11 protein-coding genes are annotated in these 14,737 nt (G+C 51.0%); 7 read left to right on the plus strand and 4 right to left on the minus strand.

Annotation, left to right across the window (positions count from 1 at the left end; translation table 11 throughout):
• Positions 1–164: 164 nt before the first annotated feature.
• Positions 165–3,239, plus strand: a complete 3,075-nt coding sequence (locus tag H6G50_RS06275) for a plasmid replication protein, CyRepA1 family (RefSeq protein ID WP_190714363.1) — start codon at positions 165–167, stop codon at positions 3,237–3,239.
• Positions 3,240–3,258: 19 nt separating this feature from the next.
• On the opposite strand, the gene H6G50_RS06280 is transcribed toward H6G50_RS06275, so the two are convergent.
• Positions 3,259–3,465 carry a helix-turn-helix transcriptional regulator gene (locus H6G50_RS06280; protein ID WP_242032731.1) on the minus strand — a complete coding sequence of 69 codons (207 nt, stop codon included), beginning with the start codon at positions 3,463–3,465 and terminating at the stop codon, positions 3,259–3,261.
• 210 nt (positions 3,466–3,675) lie between these two features.
• Here H6G50_RS06280 and H6G50_RS06285 point away from each other — a divergent pair, with 210 nt between their 5' ends.
• Positions 3,676–3,939 carry a hypothetical protein gene (locus H6G50_RS06285; protein WP_190714368.1) on the plus strand — a complete coding sequence of 88 codons (264 nt, stop codon included), beginning with the start codon at positions 3,676–3,678 and terminating at the stop codon, positions 3,937–3,939.
• Between the two features lie 62 nt (positions 3,940–4,001).
• On the opposite strand, the gene H6G50_RS06290 is transcribed toward H6G50_RS06285, so the two are convergent.
• Both H6G50_RS06290 and H6G50_RS06295 read right to left on the minus strand, forming a co-directional pair.
• On the minus strand, positions 4,002–7,409 hold the full coding sequence (locus H6G50_RS06290) for a tetratricopeptide repeat protein (RefSeq protein ID WP_190714370.1): 3,408 nt from the start codon (positions 7,407–7,409) through the stop codon (positions 4,002–4,004).
• A 189-nt stretch (positions 7,410–7,598) separates the two neighbouring features.
• On the minus strand, positions 7,599–8,786 hold the full coding sequence (locus H6G50_RS06295) for a caspase family protein (protein ID WP_190714372.1): 1,188 nt from the start codon (positions 8,784–8,786) through the stop codon (positions 7,599–7,601).
• A gap of 556 nt (positions 8,787–9,342) precedes the next feature.
• Here H6G50_RS06295 and H6G50_RS06300 point away from each other — a divergent pair.
• The 4 genes from H6G50_RS06300 to H6G50_RS06315 all read left to right on the plus strand — a co-directional run bounded on the left by H6G50_RS06300 (position 9,343) and on the right by H6G50_RS06315 (position 12,516).
• Entirely contained in the window at positions 9,343–10,158 is an 816-nt protein-coding gene (locus H6G50_RS06300) for an SDR family NAD(P)-dependent oxidoreductase (protein ID WP_190714374.1), read from the plus strand.
• 409 nt (positions 10,159–10,567) lie between these two features.
• Positions 10,568–10,735, plus strand: coding sequence for a hypothetical protein (locus tag H6G50_RS06305; RefSeq protein ID WP_190714376.1), 168 nt, complete (start codon positions 10,568–10,570; stop codon positions 10,733–10,735).
• Positions 10,736–10,764: 29 nt separating this feature from the next.
• Positions 10,765–12,183, plus strand: coding sequence for a gluconeogenesis factor YvcK family protein (locus H6G50_RS06310; protein ID WP_190714378.1), 1,419 nt, complete (start codon positions 10,765–10,767; stop codon positions 12,181–12,183).
• A gap of 30 nt (positions 12,184–12,213) precedes the next feature.
• Positions 12,214–12,516, plus strand: coding sequence for a (2Fe-2S) ferredoxin domain-containing protein (locus tag H6G50_RS06315; protein ID WP_190714381.1), 303 nt, complete (start codon positions 12,214–12,216; stop codon positions 12,514–12,516).
• Between the two features lie 371 nt (positions 12,517–12,887).
• On the opposite strand, the gene H6G50_RS06320 is transcribed toward H6G50_RS06315, so the two are convergent.
• Entirely contained in the window at positions 12,888–13,892 is a 1,005-nt protein-coding gene (locus H6G50_RS06320; protein WP_190714382.1) for a zinc ABC transporter substrate-binding protein, read from the minus strand.
• 56 nt (positions 13,893–13,948) lie between these two features.
• Here H6G50_RS06320 and H6G50_RS06325 point away from each other — a divergent pair, with 56 nt between their 5' ends.
• Positions 13,949–14,695, plus strand: a complete 747-nt coding sequence (locus tag H6G50_RS06325) for an ABC transporter ATP-binding protein (RefSeq protein WP_190714384.1) — start codon at positions 13,949–13,951, stop codon at positions 14,693–14,695.
• The last annotated feature ends 42 nt before the right edge of the window (positions 14,696–14,737 follow it).

The following is a 14,737-nucleotide window of genomic DNA, read 5'->3' on the forward strand; positions in this document are numbered from 1 at the left end:
GGTTTCAATAGAGCAATTAACGGCTCCGAACGTTATCAATTGTCAATTATCCCCGACGTTATCCATTGTCCATTATCAATTATCAATTATCCAAATGGTTGCTATATCTAGCGGTTTATCCTTAAAATAAGTCACCTACCCCATAGATATAGTGTCTGCCCGCCGTGAATTTCCTAAAAGAGTGGAACGCAAGCTGCGTTGACGATCGCATCACCTTCCTCAATGTCACGCCCTTAGATGGGAGTCGTCCCTACGAATACTTGTTCTACTCCGAAGCCTTACCCCGCCGCAATGACGGGCGGTTGCGCGCTCCTCTCCTCAAACAGTACCAGCATTTAGAGCAAGGCGGTTGGTGGTGTTCGGGGATCGATGTGCTGACGGGCGAGGAAGATATTTGGGGATGCTTCAAACCCATTCAACCGCGCCGCGCCCGCGTTTCTCGCAAAGGCGGTTTGCCCGCTATCGGCAAGCAAATCAAGTACGAACATCCCCCCAAAGCCGCAACGGGAGTTTTCGCGCTACGAGTGCCGATCGCGATTTGGCAAGCGATCGCAGCGCGCTACGAACAACCCATCCGCCCGGAAGACATCGATCGCGCTCGCCCCGATCTCGGCTTCTGGCAATGGTTGAAACAACATCCTACCATTCCCATCTGCATTACTGAAGGAGCCAAAAAAGCTGGCGCGCTACTCACAGCAGGTTACGCCGCGATCGCAATTCCGGGGATCGATAGCGGTTATCGCGTCCCCCGCAACGAACGCAACGAACGCATCGGCAAACCTTACCTCATCCCGCAACTGCACATCCTCGCCCAATCCCAACGCCCCTTTTACCTCGTTTTCGATCGCGACAGCAAACCCAACACCATCAAAGCCGTAAATACTTCCCTGCAAAAAATGGGGCATTTGCTCGAACAGCAAGGATGCAGCGTTAATATTGTCACTTGGAATAGCGAAGATGGCAAAGGCGTTGATGACTTCATCGCCGCGTGCGGTACGCAAGCCTTCGAGCGCGCCTACAATAATGCCTTAACCCTCGCCACCTGGAGAGCGCAAACCTTCACTCAACTCACCTACCCGCCGGATTTGCGGCTGAATTATCGGTATTTATTGAGCGAAGAAATTCAAAATTTCAAATTAAAAATTACAAATAGGGAAGCCGATCTGCCTTCAACATTCGACCTTCACAATAAGGTTAAAGAAGTTTCCTGCGAAGAAGAAACTTTACCGCAACTAATCGGGATTAAATCGCCGAAGGGAACGGGAAAAACGCAATGGCTTGAAGGAATCGTTAAAGATGCGATTTCTAGGGGACAATGGGTACTCGTCATCGGACATCGCGTTCAACTCGTCCGAGAACTGTGCGATCGCTTCGGCATCGATTATATCGCCAACGCTCGTCCCTCTCTCGCCCGAGGGTACGGATTGTGTATCGACTCGCTTCACCCCAACTCCCAAGCCCAATTTGAAGCCCGCGACTGGCAAGATGGTATCGTCATTATCGATGAAGTCGAGCAAGTCCTCTGGCACGCTTTAAACTCTAGCACTTGCCAAAATAATCGCGTTGCTATCCTCAAATCCCTCAAAACCTTAATGCAGAACGTTTTGGGCGGAAAGGGACGAGTTTACGTCGCCGATGCCGATTTAAGCGATGTTTCCCTCGATTACTTACTCTCCCTCGCGGGCGTGCAGCAAAAACCGTTTATTATCCAAAATGATTGGAAACCCGAACCCCAAGACGCTTGGCAGGTCTATCATTATGCCGACAGTACGCCCGATCGCTTAGTGGGCGATTTAGTGCAGCATATTCAGCAAGGCGGTAAACCCTTCGTCTGTCTGTCCGCGCAAAAACTCACCAGTCAGTGGGGAACGCGCGCCTTGGAAGGATACTTAAAAGAGCGATTTCCCGACGTTCGTATTCTCAGAATTGACTCGGAATCCGTCGCCGCCTCGAAGTTGAGGCAACTCAACGAGATTCTACCCGATTACGATATCGTGCTGGCGAGTCCGTCGATTGAAACCGGCGTAAGTCTCGACCTTCGGGGGCATTTTACCTCAGTCTGGGCGATCGCGCAGGGCATCCAAGGCGAAACCTCCGTGCGCCAGTCCCTCAGCCGCCTGCGAGAAAATCTGCCTCGCTATCTTTGGGTTGCGCCCTACGGATTCAACCAAGTTGGAAACGGTTCGACTTCGATTCCGAGTTTGTTAAGTTCGGGACAGCGATTAACGCAGTTGAATGTGCGTTTGCTGCAACAGTCCGATTTTGAAGGCATTGACGATTTGGAAGTCGGTTTCCAAGCCGAATCGCTGCTATGTTGGGCGCGATTTGCCGTGCGGCTGAATGCGTCGATGCTGAACTATCGCGAGTCAGTTTTGGGGGCGTTGCGCGGGGAAGGACATCAAGTTTGCGAAGTTTCCCCAGAGGTGGAATTACGGGAAGAAACGCCGGAAGTTAGCCTCAGTTCTGCGATTAATGCGGTGCGCGAGCAAAATTATCAAGCTGAATGTATTGCGATCGCGCGATCGCCGGATTTAAACGAGGAAGACTACCGTACCGCGAAAAAGCGTATGGTGAAAAACCTAACCGAACGGCGATCCCAGCGCAAAGCCGAGTTGCAACAGCGCTACGGGGTTCCCGTCACCGCCGCTTTAGTCGCGAAAGACGATCGCGGTTGGTACGAGCAAATTCGCCTGCACTATTTTCTCACTTTGGGGCGATCGCACCTAGCCGATCGCGATGCTGCTGTCGCCAAGCATTTATTAGAACAGGGCGAAGGCGATATTTTCCTGCCCGACTTCAACCGATCGCAACTCGGCGCGATCGTCGGTACGATGGAACGGTTGGGCATTCCCCTTTTCTTGCAAGAACGAGGGCGAGAGTTTCGTAACAGCGATCCCGACTTGCAAGAAATGGCGGCAATTGCACTGCAAAACCGTGCTGCAATTAAAGCGATCGCGAGTTTGGGTTTAGCCAAAAATTCTAGCCCCGTTACCGTTCTGCGACGCTTCCTCGAACTTTTGGGCTGCGGTTTAAAGTACCTGCGAATTGAGAGTCAAGGTAAAAAGAGGCTGCGCGTCTATGGGTTAGAGATTCCCAACGACGGGCGCTTGCAAGTCTTTCACGTTTGGTTGAGGCGCGATCGCAGTTTCGAGGTGAATTTCGACAACTTCCCCGCCTTAAAACCCCGTCCCGACTCTAACGATAGTCGATACGTGCAATTAAACTTGCTCGATCTTTAAGGAACAGAAGTTGCACGATCTATTCATTCTCCCCTGTTGGAAAACCGAAGCGATCGGGCAACTCTTCTGCCGTAACTTGAAGAATTTCTAGTAATTTTTTGTATTGAACGGGAGTTAACTTGGGAACTGAACGTCCTGCTTCCCAATTCCTCACGGTTGTTTCTGTCACGCCAAGGGCTTCTGCAAGCTGCTTTTGAGTTAAAAATCGCTGAACTCTAAGCCGCATGAGTGGAGATCGCTCGGATTTGTGCGTCATTGGCGTAAATAGGTTGACGTTTAGCGTAAATCAATTTAAGATTTGAGAATAGAGATAAGGCAGCACTCCTCAAATGGCTGGTGCTGTGTAGAGGTTGCTGTCTTTTTTTATCTCAGTTTGTCATTTTACGCAGCTTTGCGGTTACAAAGCATCAAATCCCGCTCTATTTTTCAGAAAACAATGTTGCAAGATATCTCATCCGATCGCTCCCCCTCCAGTGTTTTAGCCGAACTGCCAGCACGCGATTGCCGCGAACCGATCCGTCATATATTGATTGGTTCGGCTCGAGGGGTACAGCACACGATCTACCGACTTCATACGCTTGGCTATGCTGAGGTTGCACGTTGGACGCACGCGATCGCGATTCCCGACAATCAAATTATTATCACCCCCGACAAAGGAGAAGTAATGAGTTTATTGGTTAAATCGATCCGGTTGAAATAAGCTTAGTCATTGATGAGCGAGATTCTCTTTTTTGATAAGTATCATCTTTTTTAACTGAAAAATCACCAATCTCCCTGCATGGTAAACGCCGCCCAATAGTAAGGCGCGCGGTAATTCTCACTTTGCCACATCGCTAATTGTGCTTGCCGTAGCGCAGGCGACGGATCGAGATTTTGTTCGAGTATTTTGCGATAATAATTCTCCATTAAAATGGAAGTCGCGCGATCGTTCACGCTCCACAAACTCACCGCCACCCGCCGCGCCCCCGCATACATAAAGCCTCTTGTCAACCCCACAACCCCTTCCCCTTGAACCTCTTTCCCCGTCCCCGTTTGGCAAGCACTGAGAACCACCAAATCGGCGTTGAGTTTCAAATTATAAATATCTTGCAGTTTCAGCAGGCTCGTTTCCGCTTTCTGTCCGTCGGGCTTGAAGAATGAAAGAGCAAGATTGGAAAGGAGGGGATTATCTTGGATGCAGCCGTGAGTTGCGAAGTGGACAATGCGGTATTGAGCGAGATTTGGGTTGGTAGCGTTGGCGTAGTTCGCATCGAATCCGATGGCGCTAAACTCCTGTGTGTCGGGAACTAGGGCAAGAATTTGCTTAGCTTCAGTTTCCGTGTTGACGAGGCGATCGAAGTCGCCGCATTTCTTAAGCCACTCATTGTCCTCCACTGTTGAGTCACGCTTGCCTGTCGAGCTAGTGCCTGTCAAACCAGGAGCTTGTTGGCTTAACTCACCAGAAATAGTTGTTACTGCGTTCTCTCCCAAACGCGGATCGTTAGCTTTGAAGATGGGGTCGGCAATCACCGCTACGGTTCTGGGGGCGGGTTGGCGGTTCTGCCATTGTTCCCGTTGGACTGCCAAACTGGTAGCCGACGGCAGCGTGATGATTTCGTGGTTGGCGAGGAGGGGAGGGGTTGCCGGGATTTGCCCTCTACCTAAATCCCTCTCCCAACCTTGGACGAGGGACTTTGAGGAGTTATTCCGGCTCCCCTTCTCCCAAAGTTGGGAGAAGGGGCTGGGGGATGAGGGCGTTTCCCCAAGGGACTTTGAGGCAGTAGATGCGGAGGAAACGGGAATAGGTAAAGCAGCAAACGGCAACAGTTGCAGTTTGCCATCCCCAACAATGACGAGGCGCTGACCTTTGAGTTCGCCTGCAACTTGACCCAGCAGCATTTGGCTGAGTTTTTCGCCTTGGCTGAGGTCTTTAAAATCCTCGGACAACAGGAGTTCGCGATATTCCTCGACAGCCGCTTCAATTTCAGCTTTGGGGGGCAGGGTATAAGTTTTGAGGTCGGTTTTGCTGACGAGGAAGAGATAGCTGCGATCTTTGCCGAGGGCGTATTGGAGAAGGACGGTATTATCGTCGAGGACTTGGTTTTGGATGCCGGTGAGGGTCAGGGGGTCGGGATATTGGAGGTTAGCGTAAGCGGGATTGTCGCGGCGAATTTGGGCTTCGAGGTTTTGCAGTTGGTTGAGGGTTTGCTCGATTTCAGCTTTAGCAGCTTCGAGTTCGGGGTTGTCGTAGCCTCCCTCTTGCTCGAGCAGATTGATGCGTTTTTGGTCGGCGGCGTTGAGCGCTTGGGTAAGGCGTTGTTCTTCGGCTTTAAGGGCGGGGTCGAGGTTGGCGTTGAGGTCGAGACCGGCTTCGGTGAGTTGTTCGAGGAGGCTGCGGGCGCGTTCGCTGATATGGAGGGCTTGGGCGTTATAACCTTTACTGGGGTCTTGTTGGTGCAGTTGCATCAGCAGGTCGATGTAGAATCGGTAACGATTTTGGACAGTGGCGAAGTAGGAGGTGCGGAGTTCGGTGCTGGCGATGTTGCTGCGAAGGTCTTCGATGATGTCAATCGCGAGTTGGATGCGGGTGAGGGCGGCGGTGAGTTCGCCTCGATCGCGATAGAGAGAGGCAAAATTATAAAGGGCAACAGCTTCTCCAAACTTGTCGCCTACAGTCTGAAATAGAGGCAAAGCTTGCTGGAGGTAGCCCAAGGCCTTCTGATGTTCTCCCAAATCGAAGTAGACTCTACTGATACTATTGAGGGCATGAGCTTCTCCTCCTTTGCTACCTACCAATCTAGCCTTGTGCAAAGCTTGCTCATAGTAATGGAGCGCTTTCTGATATTCTCTTAAGTTGGAGTAGATTCCACCAATATTATGGAGGGTAAGGCTCTCTCCGCCTTTGTCACCTATAGTCTGACTCAAGTGTAAGGCTTGTTCATAGTAATGGAGCGCTTTACGATCTTCTCCCAACAAGTCGTAGACTCCACCGATGTTATGAAGAACAGTTGCCTCCCCTTTTTTGTTGCTCGTAGCGCGAAGGAGAGGTAAAGCTTGGTTGAAAAATTCAAGCGCTTTGTGATAGTCCCCTAATGCGTTGTAGACAGCACCTATATTATTAACAGAAGCGACTTCCCCACTCCTGTCGTTCGTAGCGCGAACTAAAAGCAAAGCTTGGTTGAGATAATCCAGAGCTTTTTGATATTCTCCTAAATCGGAGTAGGCTGAACCGATATTATTGAGGGTAACAGCTTCCCCAGCACGATCTTCTACAACCCGACGCAAAGGCAAAGCTTGGTTGAGATAATCTAGCGCTTTTTGATGTTCTCCCAAATCGTTGTAGAGCAAGCCGATATTATTGAGGGTAGTAGCTTCTCCCCCTTTGTCACCCACTGTTCGACGCAGAGGCAAGGCTTGGTTGTAGTATTCCAATGCCTTCTGATATTCTCCTACATTTTTGTAGAGCGAGCCAATATTATTGAGGGTAATCGCTACCCGTCTTAGAGAGCCTATTGTTCTGAGCAAAGGCAACACTTGATGAAGATAGTCTAATGCCTTGTTATATTCTCCTAAATCAGAGTAGATTTGACTAATTGTATTGAGGGTACCGGCTTCTTGCTCTTTATCGTCTATGGCACGAAGTAGAGGTAAGGATTGATTGAAATAATCTAGCGCTTTGCGATATTCTCCCAAAATGTCGTAGACTCTACCGATATTTTGGAGGGTAATGGCTTCTCCCTCTTGGTCGCTGATAGCTTGAAGTAAGGGTAAAGCTTGGTTGTAGTAATCCAGCGCTTTGTAATATTCTCCCAATGCGTCGTAGGCCCCACCGATGTTATTGAGGGTAATGGCTTCCCAGGATCTATCGCTCCCTTGCCTCAACAGTCCTAACACCTCTTCAAAATTCGCGATCGCCTGTCGCAAAGATTCTGCCGTTCCCTGTCGTAAGAATTGCATTCCCTCATCAAAAAGTCGTCCGGCAGCCTCATCGATTTCCTCCTGCGACGGGTTGGCAGATTGCTGCGCAAGAGTCGAGACTTTCTCACTCTCCCACACCCGTGGAGAACTCCTCGTCGCGGCGACAGCTAACTCCGAACCCAGCAGCCAACTCGCCAACACCACCCCGGAACCCACTGCCGAGAGTTTTATCGCTAACGTTACCAACAGACGCGACTCTTTAACTAAATTCATAATCTTGCAGCTTCTCGGGTTTAACTCGATCTTTGCCCGAAGAGGGATTTTTTAAAGTCCAATGATTTTGATATTGTCCCCCTACCTCTGGTTAATCTCGATGACATTAACAGAAGGAACAGCCCCACATTGATGTATTTTCCGGCTCCCCTTCTCCCAAAATTGGAAGAAGGGGTTGGGGGATGAGGGCTAACTCCCTTTCACTCGCAACACCGCTCCCGTTTCTATCGTCCCCGATATTTTCGCCGTCGCAATTAACCCTTCGCGCGCTTCAATTTCCACGCCGCCTCGACGCTCTAAAGTAACAAATTCTGTCCCCACTCTAACTTTTCCGGGATCGATCCCCACTAAAAGTAATTTAGCGCGAAATTCTGTTTGCTCGATAACTAACGCTTGTCCTCCTTTTCTCGCATCCTCGACAAAATAAAACGGTTTTTTTCCGTAATCGCTTCCCGTTTCGACTTCGAGTTTGGGCTGCTGTCGATAGCTTTTTGGAATCTGACTTTGAATTTCCGCGATCGCCCGTTCTGGCGTGCTATCTTGCTGCCATAAATGCTGCGTCAAACGATAGGTAAATGCACCTGCAACGAAGCCATTGAGTTGCTCGTCTAAAGCCAGTTGAGAGGGTTGCGTTGCTGCTAAAACTACGCCCTTAGCAATCCCTTGTCGATAGCGATTGACAAACTCTTCTCTCGACCAACCCAACCGCTTTAACCACTGCTCTTGATAGGCTTTTTCTTGGGGAGAAATTTCAATCTTTTCACCCCCCTCTCGCGCTCTCACTCTTACCCCTCGCGTACTCGCACCGGAATGACAGCTATCTAAAACAGCGGTCAAGTTTTCGGTTTGAATGGCTGCCATTAATAAAAATAGGGTATGTCCCAAAATATCGGCGACGGTTCCCCCTTGAGCGATCGCATCGTCGGACAAACTTGCATCGATAGGAACTAATGTTCCTGCCAATCCTTGCCCGGTTTCAGTGTCAATGTAAATCGGGTCGGGATCGCGCACGAGGGAACCGTGTCCGGAAAAGTGCAGGACGGCAACATCGCCCGGTTTTGCTTGTTTGATGAGGTGTTCTTCTACTGCATCGAGAATATTTTGGCGGGTCGCATCCTGGTTAAGAACCATAACGATGTCGCTGGGATTAAAGCCAAAGCGATGGATGAGGAGTTGTCGCTGCAAAATGGCATCGTTGACGCATCCGTACAGGGGCGCGTCGATATAGTCGTTGATGCCGATAATTAGGGCGAGTTTGCGCGGTGTGGTTTGGGCGAGGACTTTTTGGTGGCGCAGGAGTTGGGTTTGATGGAGTCCTGCGGTGAGAAGGGTTGCGCCTGCGGCTTGGAGGAGATGACGGCGGGAAAGCTTTGGCATGAGTGGTTAGCTGGATCGCAATAGGCTAAGGATCCAGTTTATCCTGCCGCTGAAATTTTCCCGCGCGCCTAGTTAATACATAAGTATCAGTCGCCGTCCTGCCCTCCTCATCAACATTTCAGCCAATCTGAGACAATGATTAAGAAATGTTAAGCATTTTTTATTAAAAAATGTTGCGACTTTCTAGACGAAGTTGCTAGAGTCTGTATGTCGTAACTTTCGGCAAACCCTAGACTCTCTGAGGAGGCGTATCGCCCATGAATAGCATCAATCAACGCATCGATCGCGTCGGAAACTGAGTTCTAGTTTGACAACGACGGACTGTGTTGTAGTTTCAGTCCCCTGCAAGAGGTTATTAGATAGACAATTCAATCGAAGAAGGCGTGCAGTCCATCCGCATTCCTGCCTTAGTTGCACCTTCTTCAACGAGGCGATCGCTTCTAGAACCCTACAAGACGAAACCTTTCTAGAACGAGAGCGCCTCAACCGATGAAAAGACCGCGCAGTCATTGCGAGAAGCGCGCGGTCAACCATAGAACCTGGAGGTATTGTACCCATGAATATTCAAGGAAAGGTAGCCCTGGTAACAGGAGCTTCCCGAGGAATCGGGCGTGCGATCGCGCTTGAGTTAGCCCGAGGCGGAATCGAGCGCTTAATCCTAGTCGCTCGCGATCGCACCCGACTCGCGGAAATCGCGCAAGAAATCAAAGCATTAGGAGTCGAAGCGGTTCCCTTAGCCGTAGATCTCACCAAACCCAAAGAATTAGACATTGCTATTGCGGGCGCTTGGCGCAGCGCCGGTCCGATTCACCTCTTAGTCAACTGCGCCGGAGTCGCCCACCAAAGCAGCTTCCTCGATTCCAAATTCTTGCAAGTCCAAGAAGAACTCTCCCTTAACGTCTTGGGAACCTATGGTTTAACCCGCCTGGTGGCACGTCGCATGGCTGCCCGCCGGGAAGGTACGATTGTCAACGTCTCCAGCTTAATGGGGAAAGTCGCCGCGCCGACAATGGCCACCTATTCGGCGACTAAATTCGCGATCGTCGGCTTAACGCAAGCGCTGCGCCACGAACTCGCCCCCCACAACATCCACGTCACCGCCCTACTGCCCACCCTCACTGAAACCGATATGGTGCGGGACTTGCATCGCTTTCGCGGGATCGTCCCCACCAGCCCCGAGCGCGTCGCCCGCTCTCTGTTAGACGGACTCGCTAAAGACTCAGCCGAAATCCTTGTCGGCTGGCAGAGTCACCTTATCGTGTGGTGTCAGCGCCTCGCTCCGTGGCTGCTTGCAGGGATTTTCCGCTTGAGCGCCCCCAACTTAGAAGAGCGAAATTTCTTGAGCTGGAAACCTTTAAGGGACAGCGCTTAGCTTGCTCGATAGCTAGTCCACTCCTAGCTATCAATCGAGATATTTCTGAGTGAGAGTTACCGACTGTAGGGGCGAATGACCATTCGCCCCTGCATTATTCCCGAGGTCAAAGCGGTTCTCCGACTCAGCGTACATTGCAACATTTTGTGCGGAAACCTTACGCAAATATTCGTATTGCCAGATCGAAAAAGAGCTTGTTTAATTTGAGCAGTTAAAATTTCTACGGCATTCGGCGTTCGAGAAAACCCCATCGAACCGTAACGCACCTTATCATCACATCTGCTGCACTTTGGTCAGTTCTGACCTCCCTTCAAATTCTTTGAAGGTCTTTCCCGGAAGAAGAACTTAGTCTGGGTATAGATAACATTAAGTTGTGACAACAACCGTTTTAGATCGTCGGTTTCCAAAAATGCTCTCTCGCCGAAAGCGCGAAGTGGGTTGTATCGTTCGCGCTTTCGATCGCAGAAAACGGTATCCTGTTGTCGAACGCTTGACGATTTGGCAACTCCTATTTCTAGAAAGTCGATCGCGCCCCCGTTTATTCCTAAATTCCTTGAGGGAGTTGCACTCCGTCTAATCCTTTTCCCTCGTTGGATCGCAAATTTTATGTCTTTCGGTATCCTCGAACAAGCCTTACGCACTCTGAAGGCAGAGACGCACAATTTAAGCTTTGTGCAACAGCGCACTCCTAAAACAGTGAATCGTTGGTTTAAATGGTTAGCGCCGGGATTATTGGTCAAGCGCTGGATGTTAATGAGTCTCGGTGGCGTTCTTTTAACGGCTTTGGGGGTTGCAATTTGGGTAGGGCTAACCCCGATTTATCGGCTGATCGAACTCGCCTCCGATCTCCTCAGCGCCCTCGCTCGCGTCTTTCCCAATTCAATTTCCGGCCCTCTAGCCATTGCGGGCGGTCTTTTCTTACTCTTTTGGGGACAAACCCGCACGGTAGGCTCGATCGCGGAAGTTCTCAAACCCGAGCGCGATGAAGAACTGGTCGATCTCCTCATGGCGCACCGCCGCCTCAACCGAGGTCCGAGAATCGTCGTCGTTGGCGGCGGGACGGGCTTATCGACGTTACTGCGCGGGCTAAAAGTCTACAGCGCCAATATTACCGCCGTCGTTACCGTTGCCGACGATGGTGGTTCTTCCGGGCGCTTGCGGCGAGAGTTGGGAACGATCCCGCCCGGGGATATCCGCAATTGCGTTGCTGCCCTGGCTGATGAAGAAAAACTGCTGACCGAACTATTTCAATATCGCTTCCCCGCCGGAAGCGGACTATCGGGACACAGTTTTGGCAATCTTTTTCTCGCCGCGATGAGTGAGATTACTGGCGACTTCGAGCGCGCGATCGCAGCGAGTTCCAAAGTCCTTGCCGTGCGCGGGCGCGTCCTCCCCGCTACCCTCTCCGACGTGCGCCTCTGGGCGGAAATGGAAGACGGACGTTTTATTGAAGGCGAATCCAATATTCCCGAAGCGAAAGGGAAAATCGTCCGCGTCGGCTGCATCCCGGAAAATCCGCCCGCCCTTCCCGCTGCTCTCAAAGCGATCGAAGAAGCCGATTTTATCATCCTCGGTCCCGGCAGTCTTTATACTAGCGTTATTCCTAACCTTCTCGTTCCTGAAATTCGAGACGCGATTTCTCGCAGCCGCGCCCCCCGCATTTATGTCTGCAATATCATGACCCAACCGGGCGAAACCGAAGGCTACAGCGTCAGCGACCATATTCGCGCGATCGATCGCGTTTGGGATCGCGGTACAGAAACAGCCACATCACCCCCCAGACTGTTCGATGCGGTGGTCGTTCACGGGCGCGTCCCCTCCGCCCAAACCCTAATCCGTTACGCTCAAGAAAACTCTCACCCCGTTTTCCTCGATCGCGAAGCGGTGATTCGCTCCGGGCGGCGCGTTATCCTCGCTAATATCATGCACGAAGATCCGGGAACCGGCTACGTCCGTCACGACTCGCCCCGCCTCGCCCGCGTCCTCTTGCGGTGGTACGATAGCGCGCGCGGCAGTAAGAATTAAGGATGTCTCCTTTCCCGATACGATTGACCGATGGAAAATTCAGAAAAACGCAGAGTCGAGGTTTGTCAGAATCGATCTTGTCGAGAGCGAGGTTCTGGAACGGTGCTGGCTGCCTTTCAAGCAGCAGACCTGCCGGAAAACACCGAAGCGATCGCCTGCGATTGTTTGGGACAATGCAATATGGGACCGAGCGTACACGTCACTCCCGACGAAACTTGGTACTGTCTGGTTAAGCTTTCTGACGTTCCGGTTATTGTCGAACAGCACCTCAAGGGAGGGCAGCCCGTTGAAGCGAAGCTGCATCCCCGCTTGCACGCGCGTTACAGTTTTTAGGTTGAAGCAGGGTGCGGAGCGCGAAGCGCGAAGCGTAACGCACCATTCTCCTGGTAGACGTTAGTAATAAATAGACTTATAGCCATCGCCAAGGCAGTTAGGACAAATTTGGGTAGGGGCGAATGGCATTCGCCCGGTTTTCTACCGATCGGATTGTCCTCATCGATGTGTCTGTTGCTATACTATTGAGTTCACGCTCCTGGATAGTGTTTAATTAAGTCCCTTCTTGTTGCCACACTCCGTCCTAACAGTGCGGAGATTCTTTAAAAAAGCGCACTTACGCCCTCGCGTACTAGCCCAAAATTGATGGGAGTATGGTTTAGTGCAACGTCCAATGCAAATAGGTGTTGACAAAACTGCAAAAATATAATTTAGCGACGGAAAGCCGAAAATTGACCGCCCAATCCTTGAACAATCGTTTGCGTATTGGCTAAGAGCATTTTTTGATACGTCTCTCCCTCGCTTCCCGCTGCACCCAAACCGTCGGTAAAAAGAGGACGCTCGGAAATTTTCACCTTAGCTTCTTTTGCTACAGTTGCGATCGCGTTCGAGTTTGCCGTTGCCTCGGCAAAAATCGTGGGAACGCCCGAAGTTTTAATGGTTTCGACTAACGCTTTCAAGCGCGCAGCACTCGGTTTTTGCTCCGTACTCAGTCCTTGTAAAACGCCTTCGAGCGGAAGGTTGTAGGCATGGGAATAATAAGCGATCGCATCGTGAGTGGTAACGAGTTTGCGGGATTGAGGGGGAATCGTGGCAATTTGCGCCCGAATCCAGCCATCGATCGCGGTTAACTCGGTTTTCAGCGTCTCGGCATTCTTTTGATAGAATTGGGCGCGTTCTGGGGCAACTTTTGCCAGATTTTGTGCGATCGCATCCGCCATTTTTGCCCCATTTTTCGCATCGTGCCAAACGTGGGGATCCGGTTCCTTTTCTTCCCCTTGTTCGTGCTGTTCCTCCCCTTCCTCATGGTGATGTTCTTCTCCCATCAACGGTTGGGGAACGGCAACTTCGCCAATCGCAACCTTTGGTGCGGGATTGCTCGTCGATCGCAGAATCTTTTCGAGGGACGGCTCGAGGCTATAACCCGAATATAGCAGCAGTTGTGCGTCTTCAATTGCTCTGCGATCGTCCGGCGTGGGTTCGTAAACGTGGGGATCGGTTCCGCCTTTCACCAAGCACTTTAAAGCAATCGTTTCCTTCGCAATTTGTTCGGTTAAATCGCACAGAATCGAGTGAGTTGCGACGACTTTTACTTGCGTGCTAGAAGCAGAAGGTGTTGGCACAGAAGCTTTGCAACCTGCTAGCGCCGCTGCAATCCCCGCTATAACCATTGGCTGCCAAGCGCGATCGCGTCGTCTTAACTTCTTTTGTTCCATCGCTGCTCGTTTCGCCTACAATAGTGAATGATAATCGTTCTCATATTCGGTTTCTTATGCTAGAGGTTCAAAACCTAGCTGTCAACTATCGGGGTGTGCGAGGGTTAGACTCCGTAAGTTTTCGCATCGAACCCGGGCAATTCGTCGGGATTGTCGGGCCAAACGGCGCGGGAAAAAGTACCATGCTCAAAGCGATGCTGGGCTTAATCCCCGCAGCAAGTGGTGCGGTGAGTTATTGCACCTGTCCGCTGCACCGCCAGTTGCAAAAAGTCGCCTACGTGCCGCAGCGATCGCAAATAGACTGGGATTACCCCATCACCGCACGCAACGTCGTGATGATGGCGCGCACCCGTCAATTGGGATGGTTTCGCCGCCCCAACCGCGCCACAGAAGAAATCGTTACCGCCGCCCTCGATCGCGTGGAAATGCTCGATCTCCAGCACCGTCGCATCGGGGAACTCTCCGGCGGACAACAACAACGGATATTTTTAGCGCGCGCCTTAGCCCAACAAGCGGAAGTTTTTTTATTCGACGAACCATTTACCGGGGTTGACAAAAAAACCGAAGTGATATTGCTCCAAATTTTCAAAGAATTGCGATCGCGCGGTAAAATCCTTCTCGTTAGCAGTCACGACTGGGGACAAGGACTCATGGCTTTAGACCGATTGCTGCTGCTGAATCGCAACTTAATTGCCGACGGTTCACCCGAATTCGTCATGACACCAGAAAACCTGCACCGCGCCTACGGAACTAATTTGAATGTCGGGCTGAATTCAAACTTAGAAACCCTATTTTTCTGTTAGAAAAGAGTTGGAGTTTGTAATTCGTAATTCGTAATTCGTAAT

It is taken from the genome of Oscillatoria sp. FACHB-1406 (genome assembly GCF_014698145.1).
Lineage (GTDB): Bacteria > Cyanobacteriota > Cyanobacteriia > Cyanobacteriales > Spirulinaceae > FACHB-1406.

Coding starts and splice junctions, on each gene's coding strand:
- H6G50_RS06320 (WP_190714382.1), bottom strand. CDS start 13,892: ATGGAACAAAAGAAGTTAAGACGACGCGATCGCGCTTGGCAGCCAATG.
- H6G50_RS06280 (WP_242032731.1), bottom strand. CDS start 3,465: ATGCGGCTTAGAGTTCAGCGATTTTTAACTCAAAAGCAGCTTGCAGAA.
- H6G50_RS06300 (WP_190714374.1), top strand. CDS start 9,343: ATGAATATTCAAGGAAAGGTAGCCCTGGTAACAGGAGCTTCCCGAGGA.
- H6G50_RS06290 (WP_190714370.1), bottom strand. CDS start 7,409: ATGAATTTAGTTAAAGAGTCGCGTCTGTTGGTAACGTTAGCGATAAAA.
- H6G50_RS06315 (WP_190714381.1), top strand. CDS start 12,214: ATGGAAAATTCAGAAAAACGCAGAGTCGAGGTTTGTCAGAATCGATCT.
- H6G50_RS06305 (WP_190714376.1), top strand. CDS start 10,568: ATGCTCTCTCGCCGAAAGCGCGAAGTGGGTTGTATCGTTCGCGCTTTC.
- H6G50_RS06285 (WP_190714368.1), top strand. CDS start 3,676: ATGTTGCAAGATATCTCATCCGATCGCTCCCCCTCCAGTGTTTTAGCC.
- H6G50_RS06295 (WP_190714372.1), bottom strand. CDS start 8,786: ATGCCAAAGCTTTCCCGCCGTCATCTCCTCCAAGCCGCAGGCGCAACC.
- H6G50_RS06325 (WP_190714384.1), top strand. CDS start 13,949: ATGCTAGAGGTTCAAAACCTAGCTGTCAACTATCGGGGTGTGCGAGGG.
- H6G50_RS06310 (WP_190714378.1), top strand. CDS start 10,765: ATGTCTTTCGGTATCCTCGAACAAGCCTTACGCACTCTGAAGGCAGAG.